This is a genomic window from Aeromonas sp. s7(2024) (genome assembly GCF_040907825.1).
In the GTDB taxonomy this organism is placed as follows: domain Bacteria; phylum Pseudomonadota; class Gammaproteobacteria; order Enterobacterales; family Aeromonadaceae; genus Aeromonas; species Aeromonas veronii.
In genome coordinates, this window is the sequence record NZ_JBFOCM010000037.1 from 51767 (window position 1) to 75466 (window position 23700).

Annotated in this window: 19 protein-coding genes, 1 tRNA gene and 1 riboswitch; of the genes, 7 read left to right on the plus strand and 13 right to left on the minus strand. The window is 60.0% G+C overall.

The genetic code is table 11. From position 1 onward, the window contains the following. The first annotated feature begins 179 nt into the window (after positions 1 to 179). Positions 180 to 497 carry a YnjH family protein gene (locus AB5Y73_RS16805; protein ID WP_021231798.1) on the plus strand — a complete coding sequence of 106 codons (318 nt, stop codon included), beginning with the start codon at positions 180 to 182 and terminating at the stop codon, positions 495 to 497. Positions 498 to 806: 309 nt separating this feature from the next. Here the strand turns inward: AB5Y73_RS16805 and AB5Y73_RS16810 are convergent, their stop codons facing one another. Further along, the gene (locus AB5Y73_RS16810) at positions 807 to 2255 is read right to left on the minus strand and encodes a catalase (protein ID WP_107684384.1); all 1449 of its coding nucleotides are present in this window, start codon (positions 2253 to 2255) and stop codon (positions 807 to 809) included. Between the two features lie 161 nt (positions 2256 to 2416). On the opposite strand from AB5Y73_RS16810, the gene AB5Y73_RS16815 reads away from it, so the two are divergent. Both AB5Y73_RS16815 and AB5Y73_RS16820 read left to right on the plus strand, forming a co-directional pair. Beyond that, on the plus strand, positions 2417 to 2893 hold the full coding sequence (locus AB5Y73_RS16815) for a GNAT family N-acetyltransferase (RefSeq protein ID WP_107684383.1): 477 nt from the start codon (positions 2417 to 2419) through the stop codon (positions 2891 to 2893). 4 nt (positions 2894 to 2897) lie between these two features. Further along, a complete protein-coding gene (locus AB5Y73_RS16820) occupies positions 2898 to 3758 on the plus strand; it encodes a GyrI-like domain-containing protein (protein ID WP_107684382.1) in 861 nt (286 codons plus the stop codon). Between the two features lie 97 nt (positions 3759 to 3855). Here AB5Y73_RS16820 and AB5Y73_RS16825 read toward each other — a convergent pair whose 3' ends face one another. Next, on the minus strand, positions 3856 to 4443 hold the full coding sequence (locus tag AB5Y73_RS16825; protein WP_005336432.1) for a superinfection exclusion B family protein: 588 nt from the start codon (positions 4441 to 4443) through the stop codon (positions 3856 to 3858). A 172-nt stretch (positions 4444 to 4615) separates the two neighbouring features. Further along, positions 4616 to 4722, plus strand: a riboswitch (yybP-ykoY riboswitch). Between the two features lie 88 nt (positions 4723 to 4810). Here AB5Y73_RS16825 and AB5Y73_RS16830 point away from each other — a divergent pair. Continuing rightward, positions 4811 to 5797, plus strand: a complete 987-nt coding sequence (locus AB5Y73_RS16830) for a sodium:calcium antiporter (RefSeq protein WP_181294944.1) — start codon at positions 4811 to 4813, stop codon at positions 5795 to 5797. 67 nt (positions 5798 to 5864) lie between these two features. Here the strand turns inward: AB5Y73_RS16830 and AB5Y73_RS16835 are convergent, their stop codons facing one another. From AB5Y73_RS16835 to pepA, 3 genes are all read right to left on the minus strand, one after another. Further along, complete coding sequence (locus tag AB5Y73_RS16835) at positions 5865 to 8717, minus strand: valine--tRNA ligase (RefSeq protein WP_107684380.1); 2853 nt, start codon at positions 8715 to 8717, stop codon at positions 5865 to 5867. A 64-nt stretch (positions 8718 to 8781) separates the two neighbouring features. After that, entirely contained in the window at positions 8782 to 9237 is a 456-nt protein-coding gene (locus tag AB5Y73_RS16840) for a DNA polymerase III subunit chi (protein ID WP_005336425.1), read from the minus strand. Positions 9238 to 9411: 174 nt separating this feature from the next. Beyond that, on the minus strand, positions 9412 to 10920 hold the full coding sequence (pepA, locus tag AB5Y73_RS16845; protein ID WP_005336423.1) for a leucyl aminopeptidase: 1509 nt from the start codon (positions 10918 to 10920) through the stop codon (positions 9412 to 9414). A 172-nt stretch (positions 10921 to 11092) separates the two neighbouring features. Here pepA and lptF point away from each other — a divergent pair, with 172 nt between their 5' ends. Then, a complete protein-coding gene (lptF, locus tag AB5Y73_RS16850) occupies positions 11093 to 12205 on the plus strand; it encodes an LPS export ABC transporter permease LptF (protein WP_064335214.1) in 1113 nt (370 codons plus the stop codon). Positions 12206 to 12340: 135 nt separating this feature from the next. Then, a complete protein-coding gene (gene lptG / locus AB5Y73_RS16855) occupies positions 12341 to 13411 on the plus strand; it encodes an LPS export ABC transporter permease LptG (protein WP_005336421.1) in 1071 nt (356 codons plus the stop codon). Positions 13412 to 13485: 74 nt separating this feature from the next. On the opposite strand, the gene AB5Y73_RS16860 is transcribed toward lptG, so the two are convergent. Then, positions 13486 to 14019, minus strand: coding sequence for an RDD family protein (locus tag AB5Y73_RS16860; protein WP_279499380.1), 534 nt, complete (start codon positions 14017 to 14019; stop codon positions 13486 to 13488). 143 nt (positions 14020 to 14162) lie between these two features. On the opposite strand from AB5Y73_RS16860, the gene AB5Y73_RS16865 reads away from it, so the two are divergent. After that, positions 14163 to 14248 (plus strand) — tRNA-Leu (locus AB5Y73_RS16865). Between the two features lie 239 nt (positions 14249 to 14487). On the opposite strand, the gene AB5Y73_RS16870 is transcribed toward AB5Y73_RS16865, so the two are convergent. From AB5Y73_RS16870 to AB5Y73_RS16900, 7 genes are all read right to left on the minus strand, one after another. After that, the gene (locus tag AB5Y73_RS16870) at positions 14488 to 15111 is read right to left on the minus strand and encodes a PepSY-associated TM helix domain-containing protein (protein WP_064335250.1); all 624 of its coding nucleotides are present in this window, start codon (positions 15109 to 15111) and stop codon (positions 14488 to 14490) included. Positions 15112 to 15175: 64 nt separating this feature from the next. After that, a complete protein-coding gene (locus tag AB5Y73_RS16875; RefSeq protein WP_107684372.1) occupies positions 15176 to 17218 on the minus strand; it encodes a TonB-dependent siderophore receptor in 2043 nt (680 codons plus the stop codon). Positions 17219 to 17511: 293 nt separating this feature from the next. Next, positions 17512 to 18549 carry an acyltransferase gene (locus AB5Y73_RS16880; protein ID WP_107684371.1) on the minus strand — a complete coding sequence of 346 codons (1038 nt, stop codon included), beginning with the start codon at positions 18547 to 18549 and terminating at the stop codon, positions 17512 to 17514. Positions 18550 to 18772: 223 nt separating this feature from the next. Further along, on the minus strand, positions 18773 to 19684 hold the full coding sequence (pbpG, locus tag AB5Y73_RS16885; protein WP_005336410.1) for a D-alanyl-D-alanine endopeptidase: 912 nt from the start codon (positions 19682 to 19684) through the stop codon (positions 18773 to 18775). A 263-nt stretch (positions 19685 to 19947) separates the two neighbouring features. Then, on the minus strand, positions 19948 to 21414 hold the full coding sequence (yjeM, locus tag AB5Y73_RS16890; RefSeq protein WP_118854495.1) for a glutamate/gamma-aminobutyrate family transporter YjeM: 1467 nt from the start codon (positions 21412 to 21414) through the stop codon (positions 19948 to 19950). Between the two features lie 435 nt (positions 21415 to 21849). Next, positions 21850 to 22728, minus strand: coding sequence for a DMT family transporter (locus tag AB5Y73_RS16895; RefSeq protein WP_118854496.1), 879 nt, complete (start codon positions 22726 to 22728; stop codon positions 21850 to 21852). A gap of 33 nt (positions 22729 to 22761) precedes the next feature. Next, positions 22762 to 23682 carry an ABC transporter substrate-binding protein gene (locus AB5Y73_RS16900; RefSeq protein ID WP_118854805.1) on the minus strand — a complete coding sequence of 307 codons (921 nt, stop codon included), beginning with the start codon at positions 23680 to 23682 and terminating at the stop codon, positions 22762 to 22764. Positions 23683 to 23700: the final 18 nt, after the last annotated feature.

A 23700-nucleotide genomic window follows, 5' to 3' on the forward strand; every position in this document is an offset into this window, starting at 1 on the left:
TGTCCGGGCGTGACAAATTCACCGGAAGTTTGCGCGTGGCAGCGAGAGACTGCCCGCAGGCGCTGGCAGGCTACCATATTGGTTCCACAATGCCAGCAGGCAGTATGATTGTCAGTCAAGTAAACCCCGGGGCTGGTCGACTCTTCGAGAGTGCCTCCCATCGAAACAGGATCCCCCTCATGAAAAATGTACTGCTCTGCCTGCTGGCTTCCCTCTGGCTCGCCCCCGCTCTGGCCGCGTCCAAAACCACTGTGGTGGGCGAGTCTGCCAGTCCCGAGCTGGTGTTGCCGCTGGGCTCATTGCCCGAGCGGGTCTGCTGGTTTGCGGATCAGAAATATTCCGAAGGGGCCCGCATTCTGCAGGGAGATATCTGGCTGGAGTGCGGCCCGCAGAACGACCTCGAGAGCAATGGCCCGTTGGCCTGGCGCTCTCCTGCGGTGGTGTTGCCTGCCACCCGGGGAGCAAAAGATCAGAAGACGATTTCCGTGGGTCAGTGAGGCTTTTCTTGATCCAGCTAAAGACATGGACGTGATCCCTGTCGCATAATGCAGCTCCTTTCTTCTCTTGGCTGGAACCTAAGAAATGGCTCGTCGCTCTTCCAATGCACAACGTCGTCGCAGTAGCTGGTGGTACAAACGCTTGTTGGCAAGGGAGCGGGAAGAGCGCGAAGCGCGTTCCGTCCGGGATTGATACTGCATTGAAAAACGGAGCCTCGGGCTCCGATTTCTATTTCTCACCGTCAATAGCACGATAACGGGGGCCATCAGGCCCCCGTTTTGCTTTTGCAGATGTTGCCTGCTTGCGGCTTAGCGCTGCAAGGCGGCCAGTGCCAGTTCGACTCGTTTGGCGTACTCGGGGTCGGCCTGCTCGAAGTGTTTGAGCTGGGCCGCGACGATGGCGTCATCCTCCACATTGACAAGGGATCGGGCCAGGTTGGCGGCGAGCCGTGAACGCTGCCCCTCGTCCATGATGCGGAACAGGTTACCCGGCTGGCTGTAGTAGTCGCTGTCGTAGTCACGGAAGTCGTAGTGCAGGGCGGCCCCTTCCAGACTCAGCGCCGGTTCGTGCTGTTCGCTCGGTTGCTGGGTACCGAAACGGTTCGGCTGATAGTTGGGGCTGGCGCCGCCATTGCTGTCCGCCCGCATGGCACCGTCACGATGGGCGCCGTGATGGAACGGGCAGCGTGGGGCGTTGACCGGCAGCAGACCGTGGTTGACGCCGAGGCGATAGCGCTGGGTGTCGCCGTAGGAGAAGAGTCGCCCTTGCAACATGCGATCCGGCGAGAAGCCGATACCGGGCACCACGTTGGCCGGGGTAAAGGCGGCCTGCTCCACATGGGCGAAGTAGTTGTCCGGGTTCTGGTTGAGCTCCAGCACGCCCACCGGGATCAGCGGGTAGTCGCTGTGCGGCCACACCTTGGTCAGGTCGAACGGGTGGATGTTGTAAGTCTGGGCTTCGGCCTCCGGCATCACCTGCACATAGACCTTCCAGCGCGGGAAGTCGCCCCGCTCGATGGCATTGAACAGATCCGCCTGACTGGTCTCCCGATCCTGCCCGACGGCGGTGGCGGCCTCTTCATCGGTGTAGAAGCTGTGGCCCTGCTCGGTCTTGAAGTGGAACTTGACCCAGAAGCGCTCATCGGCCGAGTTGATAAAGCTGAAGGTGTGGCTGCCGTAGCCGTTCATCTCTCTCAGGCTCTTGGGAATGCCGCGATCGCTGAACAGTATGGTGACCTGATGCAGGGATTCCGGATGGCGTGACCAGAAGTCCCAGGCTGCGGTGGCGCTGCGCAGGTTGGTACGCGGATCCCGCTTCTGGGTGTGGATGAAGTCAGGGAATTTCAGCGGATCGCGGATGAAAAAGACCGGGGTGTTGTTACCTACCAGATCCCAGTTGCCCTGCTCGGTATAGAACTTGAGGGCGAAGCCGCGTACATCGCGTTCGGCATCGGCGGCGCCCTTCTCACCGGCCACGGTGGAGAAGCGCAGGAATACAGGCGTCTGCTTGCCGATGGCGCTGAACAGATCGGCCTTGCTGAACTGGCTGATGTCGTGGGTCACGGTAAAGGTGCCGTAGGCGCCCGAGCCCTTAGCGTGAACCACCCGCTCGGGAATGCGCTCGCGGTCGAAGTGGGCGAGTTTCTCCATCAACCAGATGTCTTGCATCAGGATGGGGCCGCGCGGACCGGCGGTGAGGCTGTTGTTGTTGTCGACGACGGGGGCGCCGTTGGCGCTGTGCAGGGTCTTGTCAGTCATGGCTTCTCTCCTTGTTGATATGGGGCCAGCCTACGGATCTGCGCCGTATTCGGCCAATGGGCCTTTCCTCGCCCTTTGATAGGCACGACAAATGGGTACGGGTAGGGGATGTGCAACCGCGCCGGATATTGCATGATGGTGGCTTCGAGAAGGAGCCTCATATGCAGATTACTATCCGTCATGCCGAACCCGCCGATGCCCCCGCCTTGCGGGATCTCTATGCCATGCCCAATGCCCTGGCGGGCACTTTGCAACTGCCTTTTCCGACCTTGGGGCTGTGGCAACAGCGGTTGGAACAGAGTGGTGTGGTGGCGCTGGTCGCCGAGGTCGACGGCCTGCTGGTTGAGTCCAATCCGAGACGCAAGCATGTGGCCTGTATCGGTATGGGGGTACGGGATGACTGGGCTGGCAAAGGGGTGGGCTCTGCCCTGATGGCCGCGGCGCTGGATCTGGCCGATAACTGGCTCAACCTGCACCGGATTGAGCTGACCGTCTATACCGACAATGAGGCCGCACAGGCGCTCTATCGCAAGTTCGGTTTTACCGAGGAGGGGTTGGCCCGTGACTATGCCTTCCGCCAGGGGCGCTATGTGGATGCACTCTATATGGCCAGAGTCGCGGGGGGCGCCAGTCGCTAACGGTATGGTCGACTATCATGCCAGATTGCGCCCGGTGATCCGGGCGCTGGAGCAGAACCCCGATCTCTCCATCGAAACGCTGGCAAGCAGTGCCTGCTTGTCTTTCTACCATTTTCACCGGGTGTTTACGGCTGTGGCGGGGGAGACGCCCGGGGAGATGTGTCGTCGTCTGCGCATCCAGCGGGCTGCTTGGCAGCTCTGCTATACCGATGCCAGTGTCACGGCCATTGCGTTGGGGGCGGGGCTCGCCAGCTCCCAGGCGTTTGCCAAGGTATTTCGCCGTTACTATGGTTGCACGCCGGGAGAGTTTCGCCGCGACAAGAGCAAGAATGGACACTTGATGAGCAAGGATGGACACGCACTTGTGCAGCCGAATCCTTATGCTGAGGGTCACTCATCAGCAAGGAGCAATACCATGAAAACCATCGAGATGGATGCCCGCACTCTGGCCTATATGCGTGTCACCGGCCCCTATGGCGAGGGATATGACCCCGTCTGCAGCCAGCTGCATCAGTGGGCCAGCGCCCGCGGTCTGGAAGGTGGGGAGTGGATCTTCATCTATCACGATAACCCCGAGGTGACCCCGCCAGCCCAGTGTCGCACTGACATCGGGGTGACGGTGCCTGCGGGGACGGTGGGGATGGGAGCGGTCGAGATCCAGCTTATTCCCGCCGGTCGTTACGCCCAGTCCCGTTATCTTATTACCGACCGCAGCCAGTATGGCCCGCGTTGGCAGGAACATATCGGCGACATCGTTGCTGCCGGGCTGGAGTTTGGCAATGGTCCCTGCTTCGAGCTCTATCACAACATGAGCGATGATCCGGTGCAGGACGATGTCAGCTTTTGCTCCAGCCTCAAGGGGTAGGGCACAACAAGACGCAAGGGATGGTACAGAACGTCGCGCAGAAACGAGAGAGCCGGACAGTGTCCGGCTCTTTTGCATCTGGCGGATGGGGCGGCGGTTAGCGCTGGAACCCCTTCTGGGCGAACTTGGGTCTGGCATTCATGATCTGCTCCACCTGCTCGTCGCTCATCTTGCCGCGCGACAGCCCCAGCACCTTGTAGGTGAGCAGCGGTCGGGCGGGCAGGGCGATCATCAGGGCGCGGATCTGGTTCTCGTCATCCTTCTCCCGGGTCGGCTTGCCGTAGGCGTAGGTGAGGACGCCGGCATCCATCAGGTTTTTGACGGCGGGTTCGGTGATCGGCAAGTTTATGACGCTTTTACGCTGCAGCACGAACTCGCGCAGCACCGCCTTCTCGTTGAAGTCGAGGAAGCCGATCATCTGGGCCAGCTGGTCCTGCTGACGGCGCGCCTGCCACTCTTCGCATGCCCACTCCCAGGCGATCAGGAAGCCCTGACTGCAGAAGTAGGAGATGGCGATCAGCATGCCGACTCCCAGCCAGGCCGCATGATCCGCAGCCCACTGGCTGACGGCCCCTTTCATCAGCCCGGCCGGAAACAGCAGAATGATACTGCAGCAGAGCAACAACCAGACCATCAGCCAGTTGAGGCGGTTCAGTTGATAGAAATGTTGGATCCACCGTTTCATTGTTCATCCTTCCCAAACTGTTGTGGATAGTGAACTACCTACAGCAATCGGTGTGCCAACAGCGCAATGGCGGCGGGGAGGGTGCGCAGGTGAGGTTACATTCCCTTACAACTTATTGAATGAGTTGTCATTAATTTGCCTTGTGAGGCGGTGGTCGAGTTGCTAAAACGTCCCCTCAGTCATTGGGGAGTAGCAACCCGCCCGCATTCCGGGCCGGGCCCATGTCAACACTCTTGGATCCTCGCATCCATGGCATGGGCGGCGATAGGCACTATCGCTCTGCAAGACCTTTGGCCTCGATATGCACGCCAGCCGGGCGAGCCATGTCGGGTCCATCGGTTATTCTGCTCGCCTGGCGGTATCTATTATGTTGATTACCCTGCTGTTATTTCTCGTCTCTGCGGTCACCATCTACCTTGCCTGCGAATACTTCGTCAACGGCATCGAGTGGACCGGCCACCACTTCAAACTCTCCCAAAGCGCCACCGGTTCGCTGCTGGCGGCACTGGGTACGGCGCTACCCGAGTGTATCGTGACCCTGACCGCTTTGCTGATGGGCAACACAACCGCCCAGCAGGAGATCGGCATTGGCGCCGCCCTTGGCGGGCCGCTGGTGTTGGCGACCATCGGCTATGCGGCAGTCGGCCTCACCCTGCTGCTTTGCATGGGGCGTACCGAACGGGCCATCGATGGCGAGGTGCAGCGCGAGATTGGCCGGGATCAGCGCTGGTTTATCGGCATCTTTCTGGTGGCGACTGCGCTGGGGCTGGTCGCCTTTACCGGCAAGAGCTGGCTGGTCCTGCTCTTCCTGCTGGTCTACCTCGTCTATGTAAGGCGCGAGCTGAAACAGGCTGACAGCCACGAAGTCGAATTGCCGGAGCCCCTCAAGCTGGCCCCAGATGCCGGGATCCCGCCCCTTGGCAAGGTGTTGCTGCAGACGCTGGCTGCGTTGGTGGTGGTAGCGCTGGCGGCCCAGCTGTTTGTCCATCAGCTGGAGAGCATGGGCGAGCTGTTTGGTCTCTCGCCGGTGCTGGCAGCCCTGCTGTTGAGTCCGGTGGCGACCGAGATGCCGGAGCTGATGAACGTGCTGATCTGGGTGCGGCAGGGCAAGAACCGGCTGGCGCTGGCCAATATCTCCGGGGCCATGATGATCCAGGGCACTATCCCCAAGGCGTTCTGCTTGCTCTTTACCCCCTGGTTGCTGGATGGCGCCATGATGGCTTCCTCGCTGGTGACGTTGCTGGCGGTCGGGTTGCTCTGGTGGGGGTTCAGAAAGGGAACCATGACCGCCGGGCGGTTGGCACTGGTGGGCTTGCTCTATCTCGGTTTTTGCGGCTGGCTGCTGGTGAGCTGAAACGGGAAGCGCGGATATGAAAAAGCCCCCTTGGCAGGGGGCTTTGTTGTATCGGTTGGGGCGGTGCTTACAGCGCGGCGATTTCGGCCTGCTGGGCTTCCAGCTTGGTCAGCTGGAGACGGTAATCTTCCAGCTTCTCGCGCTCTTTGGTGATGACCGCTTCCGGCGCCTTGGCGACGAAGGCTTCGTTGCCGAGTTTGCCTTCGATACGGCCGCACTCGCCCACCAGACGGGCAACCTCTTTGGCCAGACGGGCCAGTTCGGCATCCTTGTCGATGAGACCGGCCATCGGGATCATCAGCTCGGTGGCACCGATCAGCTTCTTCACTGACAGCGGGGCGGTTTCACCGTCCGCCAGTACGCGGATAGATTCCAGACGGGCCAGCGACTTGAGGAAGGCCTCGTTGTCAGCGGCGCGCTGGGCATCCTTGGCATCGCACTGGAGCAGCACGTTGAGAGGTACGCTCGGGGCCACGTTCATCTCGGCGCGGATGTTGCGGATGCTGACGATGAACTCCTTCACCCACTCCTGATCCGCCATCGCGGCTTCGTCCACCTTGGCGGCGTCGAACTCCGGGAAGGCCTGAATCATGATGGTGTCGGCGTGTACGCCAGCCAGCGGGGCGACCGATTTCCAGATGGTCTCGGTGATGAACGGGATGATCGGGTGCGCCAGACGCAACAGGGTTTCCAGCACGGTCACGAGGGTGTGGCGGGCAGCGCGCTGCTCGGCCTCGGAACCCTTGGTCAGCACCGGCTTGGTCAGCTCCAGATACCAGTCACAGAACTGGTTCCAGATAAATTCGTACAGCACGCCAGCCGCGATGTCGAAGCGGTAGGTATCGAGGGCGGTACGGAAGTCACGGATGGCCACTTGCAGCTGGGACTGGATCCAGCGATCCGCCAGACTGAACTGCATTTCGCCGTCGGCAAAACCGCAATCCTGATCTTCGGTGTTCATCAGCACATAGCGGGAGGCGTTCCACAACTTGTTGCAGAAGTTGTTGTAGCCATCCAGGCGCTTCATGTCCCAGTTGATGTCACGACCGGTAGAGGCCAGCGCGGCCAGAGTGAAGCGCAGGGCGTCGGTACCGTGGGCATCGATCCCTTCCGGGAACTGCTTGGCGGTACGCTTGGCGATCTTCTCGGCCATCTGCGGCTGCATCATGTTGCCGGTGCGCTTCTCCAGCAGATCTTCCAGCGAGATGCCGTCGATCATGTCGAGCGGGTCCAGCACGTTGCCCTTGGACTTGGACATCTTCTGGCCCTCTTCGTCACGGATAAGGCCAGTGATGTAGACGGTCTTGAACGGGACTTGCGGCTGGCCGTTTTCGTCCTTGATGAAGTGCATGGTCATCATGATCATCCGGGCAATCCAGAAGAAGATGATGTCGAAGCCGCTCATCAGCACGTCGGTCGGGTGGAAGGTCTTGAGTGCCTCGGTGTTGTTCGGCCAGCCCAGAGTGGAGAAGGTCCACAGAGCGGAGCTGAACCAGGTGTCGAGCACGTCTTCGTCCTGACGCAGTAAGGTTACGGACGGGATGCTGTGCTTGGCGCGCACTTCATCTTCGCTGCGGCCAACGTAGACGTTGCCGGCATCGTCATACCATGCCGGGATGCGGTGACCCCACCACAGCTGGCGGGAGACGCACCAGTCCTGAATGTCGCGCATCCAGGAGAAGTACATGTTTTCGTACTGCTTCGGCACGAACTGGATGCGGCCATCTTCCACTGCTTCGATAGCGGTCTTGGCCATCGGCGCCACGCGCACGTACCACTGGTCGGTCAGCATCGGCTCGATGGGCACGCCACCGCGATCGCCGTAAGGCTGTTGCAGCACGTGATCCTTGATCTCGTCCAGCAGACCCAGCTCTTCCAGCTTGGCCAGAATCGCTTTACGGGCGGCGAAGCGCTCCAGACCGGCGAACTCGGCCGGCAGGGCAGCGTCGTAGGCTGTGCTCGGGTTGCCGTTGGTGTCGACCACTTCGGCCTCGGCACGCACGTGGGCATCCAGAGTGAAAATGTTGATCATCGGCAGGCTGTGGCGCTTGCCCACTTCGTTATCGTTGAAGTCGTGGGCCGGAGTGATCTTCACGCAACCGGTGCCCTTCTCCATGTCGGCGTGTTCGTCGGCAACGATGGGGATCAGACGGTTCACCAGCGGCAGCAGGATGTGCTGGCCGATCAGCGCCTTGTAGCGCGGGTCTTCCGGGTTCACGGCCACGGCGGTATCGCCCAGCATGGTCTCCGGACGGGTGGTGGCGACGATCAGGTAATCCTTGCCTTCGGCAGTCTTGGCGCCGTTGGCCAGCGGATAGCGAAGGTGCCACATGTGGCCCTTGATCTCGCGGTTCTCCACTTCCAGATCGGAGATGGCGGTGTTGAGTTTCGGATCCCAGTTCACCAGACGCTTGCCGCGGTACATCAGACCATCTTCGTAGAGACGGACAAACACTTCCTGCACGGCGGCGGAGAGACCCTCATCCATGGTGAAGCGCTCGCGCTCCCAATCCACTGAGTCGCCCAGACGGCGCATCTGGCGGGTGATGGTGCCACCGGACTCTTCCTTCCACTGCCAAATCTTGTCGATGAAGGCATCACGGCCGTAATCGTGGCGAGTCTTGCCCTCTTCTGCGGCGATCTTGCGCTCAACCACCATCTGGGTGGCGATACCTGCGTGGTCGGTACCTGCCTGCCACAGGGTGTTTTTGCCCTGCATGCGGTTGTAGCGGATCAGGGTATCCATCAGGGTTTGCTGGAAGGCGTGACCCATGTGCAGGCTGCCGGTGACGTTCGGCGGCGGGATCATGATGCAGAAGGAGTCTTTGCTGGTGTCGCCGTGGGGCTTGAAGTAACCCTGGGCTTCCCAGTGCTGATAGAGCGCCTGTTCGATGGCGTTGTGATTAAAAGTCTTTTCCATGGTCTCGCCGTAATCTGGATGGATGGAGTCTGGTGTTGATTCTTTATGGATCAATTGGTTGCAGTCAGGGCTGCGCCGGATCCGGTGCGGCAAGGACGGGCTGATCCCTCATTTCGAGGGTATGGCCTGCCTGGCGATAGTGCTTGTAGCGCTCGCGGGCTTGCTGCTTTTGTGTTTCGTCAGTGGGGACAAAATCTACCACTTGAGCGAAGTGTCCTGCAAACAAAGGTGTCGCAGTGGCCAGATTGATGAGGCGGGCGTAGCGCCGTTTCGGTGGCTGATAGCCGATCTCCACCGGGGCCATGCCGCTTTCGCCCTGCAACTGGTGCGGCACGAAGCGCTCCGGCGGCAGTTGCCACAACAGCTCGTCCAGACGCAGGGCCTGCGCTTCATCGTCGCAGAACAGGTAGATATGGCCCGCGCCCCACGACTCGGCCGCAAGAGTGCAGGCCAGTCGCTCGACCGCAGAGGCCTGCGCGTCATCCTGTTCGCTCATCAGGTAAAAGGTCACTTGGCTCATCAGGTTGATCCCGTTTTGCGGTGACGGACTGTTGACCGCCTCATGAGGCTGACGGGGCGTTTCCCGTCCGCAGCTCACTGATTCAAGAATGAAACAAGGAAGAGGCGGGCCTCTTCCTTGTGGTTCAGGGTAACGCCAACCCTTCCGATGTAGCCATCGGCAGGGGCCGGAGAGTTACTCCTTCTCTTCGATATCCACGCCAGCCCGGTTCAGCAGGAACTGGGTCAGCAGGGGTACCGGACGACCGGTGGAGCCTTTATCCTTGCCACTCTTCCAGGCGGTCCCGGCGATATCCAGGTGGGCCCAGTTGTACTTCTTGGTGAAGCGTGACAGGAAGGCGGCTGCGGTGATGGTGCCGGCCGGGCGACCGCCGATGTTGGCCATGTCGGCGAACGGGCTGTCGATCTGCTCCTGATACTCGTCAAACAGCGGCAGACGCCATGCGCGATCACCCGCCTGCTCGGAGGCGTTGAGCAGCTCGTGGGCCAGAGGGTTGTGGTTGGCCAACAGACCCGAGGTGTGGTGGCCCAGCGCGATAACGCAGGCACCGGTCAGGGTCGCCACGTCGATCACGGTTTCCGGATCGAAGCGGTCCACATAGGTCAGCGCATCACACAGCACCAGACGACCTTCCGCATCGGTGTTGAGCACTTCGATGGTCTGGCCGGACATGGAGGTGAGGATGTCACCCGGACGATAGGCGTTGCCACCAGGCATGTTCTCGCAGCCAGCCAGCACGCCGATGACGTTGATCGGCAGTTGCAGCTGGGCCAGCGCATGCATGGTACCGAGCACGGAGGCGGCGCCACCCATGTCGTACTTCATCTCGTCCATACCATCGGCCGGTTTGATGGAGATGCCGCCGGAGTCGAAGGTCAGACCCTTGCCGACCAGCACGATGGGCTTGGCATCCGGATGACCCTTGTATTCGATGATGGCCATCATGGCTTCGTTGTCGGAGCCGCGGGCCACTGCCAGATAGGAGTTCATGCCGAGCTCGGCCATCTCCTGCTCGCCCACCACCTTGGTGGTGATGTTGTCGTAGGCATCGGCCAGACGACGGGCCTGGGAGGCCAGATAGGCCGGGTTGCAGACGTTGGGCGGCATGTTCGCCACGTCGCGGCAGACCCGCACACCCTTGGCCACGGCCAGACCGTGAGCGATGGCTTTTTCACCAATGGTCAGTTCCCGACGCGTCGGCACGTTGAATACCAGCTTGCGCAGCGGGCGACGTGGCTCGGCCTTGTTGGTCTTGAACTGATCAAAGCTGTAGAGGCCCGCCTTGGTGGTTTCCACCGCCTGGCGCACCTTCCAATAGGTATCCCGACCCTTGACGTGCAGCTCAGTGAGGAAGCAGACCGCTTCCATGGAGCCGGTTTCGTTCAGGGTGGTGATGGTCTTGTTGATGATCTGCTTGTACTGGCGTTCGTCGAGTTCCCGCTCCTTGCCGCATCCGACCAGCAGTACGCGCTCGCTGAGCACGCCCGGTACTTGATGCAGCAGCAGCATCTGGCCTGGTTTCCCTTCCAGGTCGCCACGGCGCAGCAGCGAACTGATATAGCCATCGCTGATCTTGTCCAGTTGTTCGGCAACCGGAGAGAGGCGACGAGGCTCAAATACGCCGACTACGACGCAGGCGCTCCGTTGCTTCTCTGGACTGCCACTCTTTACACTGAACTCCATGGAATCTCCTACATCCTAAAGACAAAAGGCACCTTTTATTGAATAATGCGGTGCTTGTTGGGGTATCAGAGGCGGAGCGAACAGCCACAGGCTCCGCAGTTCAAACTGGTAAAAATCCAATATACGGCCCTATTTTTCAGGCATTCGACTAAAAACACAAGTTTACTTGGGAATGACTGTGATCGTTTTCCGATATTTGTTCAGGGAAACCCTGAAAACCCAGCTGGCAGTGTTATTCGTATTGCTGCTTATCTTTGTCAGCCAACAATTTATCAAGATCATCGGTGACGCCGCCGATGGCGAGGTGCCGACACGTCTGGTCTCCACCCTGCTGCTACTCAACTTGCCCAATATGGCGTTGTTGATGCTGCCTATCAGTCTCTTTTTAGCCATTTTGTTTGCCCATGGTCGCCTTTACGCCGAAAGCGAGATGACGGTGATGCATGCGGTCGGCTTCAGCCACCGTTTCGTGATGCGCAGCGCCATGTTGCTGGCCTTGCTGACGGCGGTGGTTGCGGCGTTCAACACCGGCTGGATCGCCCCGCAGGCCAAGGAGCGCGAGTCGCAGGTGATCGACCAGTTCAAAGCCGATCCGGGTATCTCCTTCCTGCAGCCTGGCCGCTTTATGGAGCTCGACAAGGGGCGTCTGGTTGCCTATATCCAGGATTTGAACGACAACGGCTCAAAACTGCAAAAGATCTTCGTGCTGCAGCGGGCGGAGGGGAACAGTCCTCCCTCGGTGGTGGTGGCGACCGAAGGGGTGGTGACGGTCGATGAGAACGGTCTGCAGTGGCTGACCCTGATGGATGGCTCCCGCTACGAGGGGAACTTCTCCGGCAAGCAGTTCCAGATCTCCGATTTTCGCGAATATGGTCTGGTGATCCGCCAGCAAGAGATGGAGCGTTCCAACCGCAAGGCGGCGGCCAAGCCGACCATGGAACTGTTCGGTACCCAGGACAACGCCATGATGGCGGAATTGCAGTGGCGTATCTCGCTGCCCCTCTCCATTCCGGTGCTGACCCTGCTGGTGGTACCGCTGGCGCGGGTCAACCCCCGTCAGGGGCGCTACGCCAAGCTGTTGCCGGCCATCATGCTCTATCTCTCCTACTTCCTGCTGCTCAGCGCCGCCCGTTCGGCCATCGACAGCGGTCGGCTGCCCTACTGGCCGGGGATGTTCCTGGTGCCGCTCGGTTACCTGCTGTTTATCGGCCTGCCCCTCAATCTGCAGGGCACCAGCTGGTGGAACGGGGTGAAAGGGCGCTATTTCAACAGAAAATCAGCATGATGCTGCAACATAGGAACTTCTGCTGATGTTTGGCATTCTCGATAGATATGACGACCGGGTCATTTTGATGCCGACCCGGTGTATCGCTCTTCAGGAGGAAATCAGCATGAAGCTGCAAGATAGGAGTCTCGGCTGATGTTCGGCATTCTCGATAGATATATCGGTCGGGTCATTTTCATGTCGATCCTGCTGTGTGAAATCACGCTGGTTGGTCTGGCGGCGCTCATCAAGTATGTGGAGCAGCTCAAGTCGGTCGGTGACGGCAACTACGACATGATCAATGCCCTCTACTATGTGCTGCTCTCCATGCCCAAGGAGGCGGTGCTCTTCTTCCCGCTGGCCGCGCTGCTGGGTGGCCTGATTGGTCTGGGTCAGCTGGCGACCAGCTCCGAGCTGGTGGTGATGCAGGCGGCGGGTCGCTCCAAGATCAGTATCGTGATGGCGGCGCTCAAGACGGCGATCCCGCTGATGATCATGGTGGGGCTGATGGGGGAATATGTGGCCCCCGCCGCCAAGCGGATAGCTGATGACATCAAGGCGGGCGCGCTGTCCGAAGGTCGTCTGACGGTTTCCGCCTACGGGGTGTGGGCTCGCGATGGCAACAACTTCGTCAATATCAACGGGGTGCGCAACGATGGCGCCCTCACCGGCATCACCCTCTATCGCTTCACCCCCGAGCGCAAGCTGATCGACGTGGTGCAGGCGCAGGAGGGGGTGTTCGAGCGCCACCACTGGCTGCTCAAGCAGACCCAGGTTACCCGCTTCGACGATCCCGCGCAGATCCGCAGCGAGCAGCATGACAAGATGGAGTGGAGCTCGGAGCTGACGCCCAAACAGCTGGGGGTGGTGAGTATCGACCCCGAGAACCTCTCGGTCTCCGGTCTGCTCGACTACATCGGCTATCTCGATGCCAACAAGCAGGATGCCGGTCGCTACAAGCTGGAGATGTGGCGCAAATTGCTGTCACCACTCTCGGTGGTGGCGATGATCCTGCTGGCCTCCTCCTTCATCTTTGGCCCGCTACGCTCGGTGAGCATGGGGGCGCGGATGCTGATGGGGATCATGACCGGCTTCGCCGTCTACGTGAGTGATCGGGTGTTTGGCCCCATCAGTCTGGTCTATGCGGTACCGCCCATTCTGGCGGCTATCGCGCCCAGCCTGCTGTTTGGCGGTATCTCCTTCTACATCCTCAGCCGCAAGCAGTAATCCGCACGAGGTTATGAGGAAATGCAAAGAGGGCACCTGTTGGTGCCCTCTTTCGTTATTGCATTGATCCGGGATTACTTGTTCAACAATTCCAGATTTGCCTGCTTGCTCAGCACGATCACTTCGCACTCGGCCCAGATATCCTGAAACGCCCGCGGGCGCTGGCGGTTGAACAGGCACATCAGGTTGCCCAGACCAAAGGCGGCAGTGGCGAGACGGATCAGCGCCTGGGTAACGCGGATGTGGCTGCCATCCTCGTTCTGAATGCGCAGCCGCCAGGCGCGCATACCGACGGTCTGGCCAGCGCGGGTCCAGAACCAGGTGTAGAAACCACAGATGACGAAGGCGAGCCACAGGGTGTAGATCAGGCTCAGGTGGTGGCGGGTCAGCAACCAGACGGTATCTTCACCCGCCGGTACGCTGGCCATGCCGGTGACCAGCAACAGCTTGGCGACACCCATGCCGATAAAGCCGGCGATGATCAGCAGCGAAGTCACCACCAGCGCATCATAGATCAGGGCGCTGAGGCGACGCAGCAGACCCGCTGACGGGTATGGCTGAGTGGCGGGAGAGGGGGATTTTTGTTGGACTTTTTTAGGCTTGGCCATCGTTTTTATTCCATTAAGATGATGGCGGCATTCTATGTAACTGGCCCCGCATCGGCAAGGCGTTGAATAAATGAACAAACGGGAGTGTTCAATCGAAAAACACCTTGCATGACATCGCGCCATTCGTATAATCCCTCGCAGTTGCCCGGGTGGCGAAATCGGTAGACGCAGCGGATTCAAAATCCGCCGGTGAATAACCGTGTCGGTTCGAGTCCGACCCCGGGCACCATCAAATTCATGACAAAAGGCCATCAGCAATGATGGCCTTTTGTTTTTTGGCGTTCCTGCGCATTGGTGCGTTGCTGCTGAGCAGGCAGTACTTCCCGTTACCTCTTGGTATCCCTTCTCTTTTTCCGCTCTCCGTTATTTCCTTTTCTTGATGTGGCCGCTGACGACATCACCGCCAGCGGCCTGTTTCTATTGCGGTTTTCTTTCCAAACCTTGCTGCATCAGATCATGATTGCTGCGTTACCCCAGCAGGGCAAACAGCAGGGTGCCGAGGGTGCCAGCGAGTGTCAGCGCTATGATGGCTCTGGGTGTGCCGTGCAGCTTGGTCCACATAAACAGGCTGGTGAGGGCGAGCAGCAGCAGGGCCAGGGCGGCGATATCGCCAAACAGCTGCCAGCCGAGGCCGGTGCCCATACCGCGGTGCAGCCGGTTGAGGCTGGCGGCAAAGTTGGCCAGTTGCAGGTCGGTACGTACCAGCAAGGTGCCCTCAACATAGCTGGCGGCCACGCTCTGGCTGAGGGTAACGCCGCGCATCTCCCACTTGGCGGGCAGGGTGAGCGGGCCGTTCGGGGTGGGCAGGGTCTGGGCCGGGGTGATCATGGTTCGCCCGTCGGCAAAGGTATCGGGATAGCGCTGTTGCAGCAGGCTTTTCAGCTGCTCCGGGCTGGCGAGCGGCGCCTCCAGCACTATCTCTTCACTCGATTTGTCGGTGTGGGGGCCGGGGATGGGCAACACGGCACGGTGTTGCAGCCAGAGGCCGGTGATGCCGTACATCAGCATCAGGGCGAGGGTAAAAAAACCGGCCCAGGCATGGAGGCGGCGTACCCATTTGTTGTTGTGAAGGGGAACTCTTCTGCGTTTCATCGTGGTTGCTTCATAAAAAAACTGGCCAGCAAGGGCTGGCCAGTCGGGGTGGTTGTCACAGAGATCAGAAGCGGTAGGTTCCGGTCAGGCTCAGCTGACGGGGCGTACCCGGCATGATCTGGGTGGCACTGGTGGCGCTGACGAAGTACTCGTGGTCGGTCAGGTTTTCGGCGCTCAGTTCGGCTTCCCACTGCTGCCAGCGATAACCGGCGCGCGCATCGAAGCGAGCGTAACCGGGCAGAGTGGTGGTGTTGGCGTTGTCGGCAAAGCGATCGCCCACTGCCGTCACGCCGGTTTCGCCGAACCAGCCCTGCTCGCCACTCTTGTAGCCGAGATAGAACTGGCCATTCTGGCGGGAGACGTTCATCGGGCGCTTGCCCTGCAGATCCGCATCCGCCTTGACCTGCTCCGCATCCTGAATGGCGAAGCCGCCACGCAGGTAGATCTCGTCGGTCAGCTCGGCACGGGCGCTCAGCTCGACACCCTCGGTACGCTGCAGGCCGGTGAGGCTCACCTTGGTGGGATCCAGCGGATCCTTGGTGCGCTTGTTGTACATCTCCAGTCGATAGAGGGAGAGAGTGGTCGCCAGCTTGCCGTTCAGCCAGTCACTCTTCACACCTCCTTCGTAGAGGCGGGTGTGCTGGGGTTCCAGCCCGTTGTTCTTGTCACCCGGGGTGATGCCGATCAGCTCGCCTCCCACCGGAGTGAAGGTCTTGCTGTAAGAGGTGTAGAAGGCGTGATCCTCGAGGGGGTTCCACACCAGACCGAGGCGCGGGCTCAGGCTGTTGACCGAGACGCTCTCCTCCTTGTTGAGGTCGTAGCGGCGACTGGTGACAGTGAAGTCGTCACGGCGCAGCCCGCCCACCAGATGCCAGTCACCCAGGCTGAGCTGATCCTGCAGATAGAGGCCATTGCCGCGCACCTTGTGTTTGGCGTCGCTGGAGAGCTTCATGGCGCCATTGTAGGTAGGCAGTGAGCCCGGATCGTAGAGATTGCCAGACGGGATGGCGGTGGCGTTCTGGTAGAGCTTGGGTGTGCGCTCCTGCCAGTTCTGCTCGAAGCCAACCAGCAGGCGATGTTCCACCGGGCCGGTCTGGAACAGACCTTCTGCCTCGGTGTTGCTGATGAGGTTCTTCGCTTTGAGATCCTGCTGCCAGCGGGAGCGGGTCACCTTATCCCCTTTGACGCTGGTGACATAGGTGTTGTCAAACTGGCTGTCGAGGGTGGAGTAACCGAGCTGCTGGCGCAACTGCCACTGATCGTTGATATCCCAGGAGAGGCGGGAGCGGGTGGATTGCGCCACGTCATCGATGAAGTCGCGGCTGGTATCGCTGTAAACATACTCCCTCGGCACATCGGCCGGACGGCCATTGACCCCGGGAATGCCGCGATCCGGGGTGCGGTCATGCTCGTTGCGCTCGTACTGTACCAGCCAGTTGAGGTTGTCGCTGATCTCCCAGTTGGCGGAAGGCGCCAGCAGGGTGCGCTTGCTCTTCACGCCGTTGCGGAAGCTATCTTTGTCCTCTTGCGCCATGTTGAGGCGCAGTTGCACCTGCTCACTCGCCTCGCCATTGAGGTCGGCGGTTAGCCGCTGGCTGTCAAAGCTGCCAACCCGGGCGGTGACGCTGGACTCCTGCCCTTTTTGCGGCTTCTTGCTGACCCGGTTGACGATGCCCCCCGTGCTACCGCGGCCGTAGAGCACGGCAGCCGGGCCCTTGAGCACTTCCACCCGCTCGATGTTGCCGAGATCCCGGGTGTACTGCATGTCGTCGCGGAATCCGTCGAGATAGAAGTCGTTGCTGGCGCTGAAGCCGCGGATATTGACCCCGTCGAAGCGGGTATCACCGCTTGCGTTGACCCCGGGAATGCCGCTCAGGGCTTCACTCAGCGTAGGTTGGCCGAAGGCGGTCAGCTCGCTGACCTTGACGCTGTCGATGGTCTGGGGAACCAGCTTGGCTGGCGTATTGGTACGGGTTGCGGTGGCAACTTCTTGATGCTGAGAGCGTTTGCCAACCACTGTCATGGTTTCATCGGTGGCCTGGGCAGTGAAGCCGGTGCCCAGCAGTGCCAGCGAGACCAGCGTTCTGCGAAAGTGAGGGTGCTGCATATTCAATATTGACTCTTTGGATGTCGACCTGACGGCTCGAACATATTGATTTAATTATAATTAGCCTGACCCGATTAAACGGGGTGCTAATGATATTGATTTTCATTTGTCTGGCAAGGTGAAAATGGAGGAGGGCATTGGAGGCGGGTTGTGCGGTCGGGGGAGCTCGGCTGAAAAGCAGAGCCATTGCAGCAAACCGCGAGAACGAAGCGAGGGAAAAAGGGCGTAGCGGAAGAGAAAGAGACGAAACGTGAAGAGGTATCCGGCCCGGTAGGACGGGTCGGATACCGGACTCAGTGGGTGCGCAGCAGTCGATGAGTGAGGGGTAGGGCCGCCAGCAGGCGATAGACCAGCAGAGATGATCCCAGCAGCAGCGGCACCTTGGCGATCTCCCACAGGATGGATGCGCCCTGCGGGCCGAACACGAAGAGCCAGACCACCAGCATCATGTGCAGGCAGTAGATCCCGAGCACTTTGGGGGCCTGGCGCTCAAGCCAGCTGCCCTTGCCCCACTCGGGGTTGGCCAGCAGCAGGCCAAACAGGCCGATAGCCCAGGGAAGGGAGCCGAGCAGGAAGTCGTGGCGGGTGAGCGGCACTGCGGCAAAGTGCTGCAGCGCCCAGGCTTCACAGCCATAGAGCGCCACGCCCGCCAGCAGCAGTTGCCAGCCGATGCGGGCATCGGGCTGCCACTGACGCTGGCGCAACAGGGCCCCGAGCGCCACAAACAGCAGGGAGAAGAAGGGGCCGTTACGGGTGAGCAGTGGCCACTCGGCGCCCAGCAGCGGCTTGGCATAGGAGCCCCCCAGCAGCGCCAGGAGGTAGAGGCCAAGACCCAGCCAGAGGGCGAGCGCTGGTCTGCCAAGCCGGTAGCAGAGTGCCAGCAGGGTCACCGCCATGATCAGGGCTGGCAGGAACCAGAGGTGGATCATGCCGCCCACCAGCCAGCCATTGAGGGGGTCGCCGAGCTGGAATTGGCACTGCCCGCGCAGGGAGGCCAGATAGCCTTGCTGCACGGCATCCAGCGGATTGAACGGCACCAGCAGGTAGACCAGACTCCACACCAGCCAGAGCAGCAGCAAGGGGTGGCAGTAGCGCCAGGCAATGGTCAGCGGCGCCTCGCGACTCAGTCTCGGCTGCAGAAAATAACCGGCACAGAGGAAAAACAGCGGCACGGCAAAGCGGCATAGCTGGTTGATGGTGCCGCTCAGCCAGAACCAGGATCCGCCTCCCCACAGGGCGGGGTTGAAGGGGTTTGCGAAGGGGGATACGTGAATGGTCATCACGGCCAGAATGGCCAGTACCCGCCCGCACTCGATACTGGAAATACGCATGGTGGCTCGTCGTTACAGGGGTTGTGATGGCACGCTAAAATTCTTGCTGCCAGGTTACAACCAATTGATTCTATTAGTGTGAATCACGCTGTTGAGAAGTTACGTTTTGTAACTGGATGGCGGAAGGTGTTACCTGTAGCGGGAGCTGGCTCCCATTTTTTGGGTGCGCTCATACAGATAAAAAAAGCGAGGCGGGCGCCTCGCTTGGTCGGGGATGTCGAGCTTACTGATGAGTCAGCATGCTGCTCTGGTTGGCTGCCAGGGTGGTTCTGCCCGAGCTCTCCAGCCAGGTTTTGATCCGCTTGGCATCGGCGACCCGATCGTTGGTGGTTTCGGCATTGAGCAGCACCATGATCACCGGCTCACGATTGACCTTGGTGCCCAGCACCAGACAGCGGCCCGCTTCGCGGATATAGCCGGTCTTGGAGAGAGTGAACTCCCATTGCCCTTCGCGGATCAGCCGGTTGGAGTTGAGGTAGTGCAGCTGACGCTTGTTGGTGCGCACATAACTCTGCTCGTCGGTGGAGTACTGGCGGATCAGCGGATAGGAGGCCGCTGCGGCGGCGAGTTTGGCCAGATCCTGCGCGGTGGAGACATTGCGTGGGTTGAGCCCTGTGCTGTCGGCGTAGCGGGTATTCCACATCCCCAGCATGCGGGCTTTGGCGTTCATCGCCTCGACAAAGGCACGCTGGCCGCCGGGATAGTGGCGGGCCAGCGCCGAGGCGGCACGGTTTTCAGAGGACATCAGGGCGATATGGAGCATTTCGGCGCGACTGAGCCTGGAACCTATGGCCAGGCGCGAGCCGGTTCCCTTGATGCGGTCGATGTCGGCATTGGTCACGGTGAGCATTTCGTTGAGGCGCAGGTTGGCATCCAGCACCACCAGCGCCGTCATCAGCTTGGTGAGTGAGGCGATGGGCATTACCCGGTTGCCGTTGCGCTCGGAGATCACCTCGCCGGTTCTGTGGTTGGCTACCACGAAGGCAGCCGAGCTGAGGTTGGGCACATCCCGTCGCTCGAGAAAGCCGCTGCTGCTCTTGCTGCTGGCGGAAAAGGGGTTGGCATGGGCACTGTCCATAGTGGCCGGCAGCATTACTGCGCCAAGCAACAGGGGAAGGAGGGAACGCATCATCATGATCAGCTCTACCGGACGAAATACAGGGATATCTCGCTAAGTTATATGTCGTGAACTGGCGCTTCACAATCATTCTCACCTTGATATTGATAATTTACGGCGTTGAGCGTGCTCTGACGGCGAGGAGAGCGTAAAAGAGGTCTCCATGGAGTCTTTTTTTTATGCATTGAAACTATGGGCTGGCCGTGATGGCGAGCGGAAGCCGGCGCTAAAAAAAATCGGGACCAGAACGGTCCCGATTGGCATGGAGCATTGCCTACCGTTTAGTGGGTATCTTCCTGCTTGATCTTGAAGCGCATGGCGATCACCACGAACAGCAGCGGGCCAATGATGGTCCAGACGCCGGTGGAGATATCGCCGGAGATAAAGGGGGCCACCACGGTAAAGACGTTGCCGAAGGCGACCAGGATCAGGCTGATGATGGTAGCCAGCAGCACGGCACCTGAGCTCTTGAAGAAGATCAGGTCCTTGCCCAGCGCCGGGTTGTTGCGATAGCGATACCAGGCGTAGATGAGGAACATGTAGGGCAGGGTCATGCCGACGTTGGTCATGGTGATGATCAGCTCATAGAGGGCGGCGGCCCCTTCCGGGTTGATCAGGGTAAAGATGGACTTGGCGGCAATGAACAGACAGACCACCCAGGCTTGCACCTTGAGGGCTTCAATCCGCACGCCATTCTCGTTCTCGCGCTGGAAACGCTCCGGCCAGAAGTAACTCGGGGTGCCGGTGATGAACTGGCGCAGTGGCGCGTATGAGAGGGCGATAAAGGCACCCAGATAGCTCAGGAACATGCCCAATCCGGCAAAGCGCATGAACACCTGTCCCAGCCACTCGCCACCCAGATGGCGCCCCAGCTCCAGCATGATGATGAAGAGGGCGGAGAGAGAGGTGATCCCCTCGGCCGGGAAGTCGCTCCAGCGCATGATGGATCCGACCGCCAGAAAGCCGATGATGTAGCAGAGCACGATGAAGGCGCCGGAGAGGAAGATGCCGCGCTTGAGGTCGCGCTCGGGATCTTCCAGCTCGTCAGCCACCCCGGCCATCGCCTCGACCCCGCCGTAGGCGAAGATGGCGAACACCATAAAGCCGAGGAAGGGGATGATGTCGTTGAACGCGGCATTGGGAGAAGCCGTCAGCGATGCCTGGGTGAAGGGCTCCTGCAGAGTCATGCCGCTCACTGCGAAGGTGAAGACGCCGCCGACCAGCAGCAACACGTTGAGTGCCACCACGGAGAGACCGCCGATGGCCGCCACTTTGGCGAAGCGGGCGCTACCCAGGGTGATGAGCTTGGTGACGGTGGCAACCAGCGCGATGGCGACCACACCCAGAATAAAGGGGCCAAAGTCGATACCGCTGCCCAGGGTGACCGGGATGACGGTGATGTCGCGGCCAAACAGCATGAAGGAGAGGGGCACCCACATGGAGAGCGCCTTGCCAAACATCCAGATGACGTAGGAGGCGAACCACATGGTCAGACCGATAAAGGCGAATCGGGTCGAGACCGAGTGGCGCATCCAGGTAAAGATACCGCCCGCCTCTTTGCGAAAGCCGGTGCCGAATTCGATCATCATCAAAATGAACGGGATGAAGAAAAACAGACCGCCGATCACGAACATCGGAATGGCGGCATATCCCATTCGGTAAAAACCGATCCCGATATTAGTGACGCCAAATACCGATGTTAATATCATCAATATAAAGGCGCCCAACTTCAGCTTTTTTGCTGACATATTAAAAACTCCCTGATGGTGCTGGATTTAAAATAATCAAAAATTAAACAGACGAAACCGGACCCATTAATAACGCGGTAGCGCCATGCCATCCTGCTGTGGCGGGCGCGATCGGGTCATCTCTGACCGGGCTGGCTTACCCGTCAGGCGGTCAATGAATGTATGGGCGGAGCGGCATGGTCTGTGCCATGCGCGGTATTGGTCAGCGTTGCCGAAAATTAACTGTGAACGATTTTATCATTAATGTTGCTGGGCAGGTAAGTTTCTCGAATGAAGCTGTGGTTGAAATAAACAGACCTGCCAGTTAATTGATACGTTGCGGATGTAAACATTTACGCCCGGGCCGACACTTATTTCCATTATTGGTATTCGGCATATTTGGCGGAGTGAATTACGCCATCCTGCCTGATAAATCCGCACCAATGGCGACAGCGCTTATCCTCCAAGCCGGGTCAGCAGCACGCCGCCGGTAATAATGGCCGCCGCCGTCAGCCGCATGCTCCCGAGCGGCTCTTTCAGCAGCCAGACCGAGAGCAGCATGGCAAACAGCACACTGCTTTCGCGCAGAGCCGCGACCACGCCAATGGGGGCTTGGGTCATGGCCCAGATAACAATCCCGTAGGCGAGTAGTGACATGGCACCTCCGGTGGCGCCAACCAGTGCATATTGGCGGATCTGGCGCCATGCGTTGCGTTTCTGGTGGACGAGCAACACCAGCAGCATCGCCAGCCCGGTACAGGCAAAGAGCCAGAGGGTGTAGCGTACCGGTTCACCCCCTGCGCGGGCGCCGGCACCATCCGAGAGGGTATAGGTCGCCGTGAACATGGCCGTGATCAGTGCTGCCCGAACCGCTTTGCTGTCAAGGCGCTGCTGCCCGCCTCGCCAGGCCATCAGCAAGACCCCCATGATCAGCACGCAGGCGCCGATGATGCCGCCGTAACCGGGGTAGTCCCCCAGCAGCAGGGCACTTAACGCCATGGCGAGCAGCGGGGCACTGCCACGGGCCAGCGGATAGATCTGGCCAAAATCGCCCTGATTGTAGGCATGGCTGAGAAACAGGCAGTAACCGATATGGAGCAGGACTGAGAGGCCGAGCCAGGGCAGCTCGGCAGCAGAGGGAAGCCCCATTGGCAGCAGCGCCACGGCGGCGATAAGCCCTGAGAAGATCGCCACCAGTGATACCCCCACCAGCCGCTCTTCGCCAATTTTGACCAGCGCATTCCAGCTGGCGTGAAGCAGGGCTGCCAGCAGAACGGCAAAAAAGACGGTGGTGCTCATGGGAAAGGGCTCTCGGGCGATGGGGGTCAACAGCATACCCGCCCGGAGCCTGATTGGCCGAGATCTTTATCAAGGCTTCGGCTTTTCGGGGCTCGCCTCCTGCGTGGTGGCGTTACCCAGTTTCCCCAACACCAGTTTGGGATGGGGGTCGGTCTGCAGCGGAATAGCTTGCAGCTCGGTTCCCTGCTGGTGGCGATGGATGATCCCGGCGGCCATCTTGCCCAGTGCCTCGTAGCTGCTGATGGTGCCAACGCTGCAGCCGTGTTCGACGAACAGCTCGGCACTGCAGATGGTAGGGATGGCCGCTTCGTTGAGTGCATTCAGCAAATGGGGGGCGATGGAGAGCAGATAGCTGTCTGCGGCCAGAAAGACGATGTCGTTTTTGGCATCCTGTTGCAGCCGCTTCAGTTCGTTGTCCAGCCGCCGTGGGTCAGGGGCCATTCGCCAGGTGACCATCTGCCACTGATAGCGTTTCGCTTCATTGAGCAGCATATCGGCCACCAGCAGGGTGTTCTGCTCACGGGGGTTGAAGGGTAGCAGCAGCCGTTTTCCGGTGGCCAGATGCTCGCTGGCGTTAGCCAGTTGCAGTGCCATCGGCACCATGTTGCTTACCCCGGCTACCATGCTGTTTTGGGCTTTGTCTTCCGAGAGGATGTCTGCCCCGACAGGATCGGAAACCACATTGAAAATCAGAGGCTTGCGGTTGGCCACCAGACTCTTGGTCATGGTGGTGGCGGTGGTGCCAAAGGTGTAGATGTAGTCGTATTCGGCCAGTTTCGGCAGCATCTGCTGGCGCAGCATGGTTGCCAGCGCCGTACGATCCTGATCGGCGTTATAGGTGGTGATGGTGGCCTGATAGCCAAGGCGGGTCAGCTCTGCCCGAAAGCCCGCTTCGGCTGCGGTTTCACCGCGCCACAGCACCATGGCGATAGAGAGGGCGTGAGCGGGAAGAGCCAGCAGCAACAGCAGGACGAAAGGCAGCCTGACCATGATCATCTCTCCGGCGAT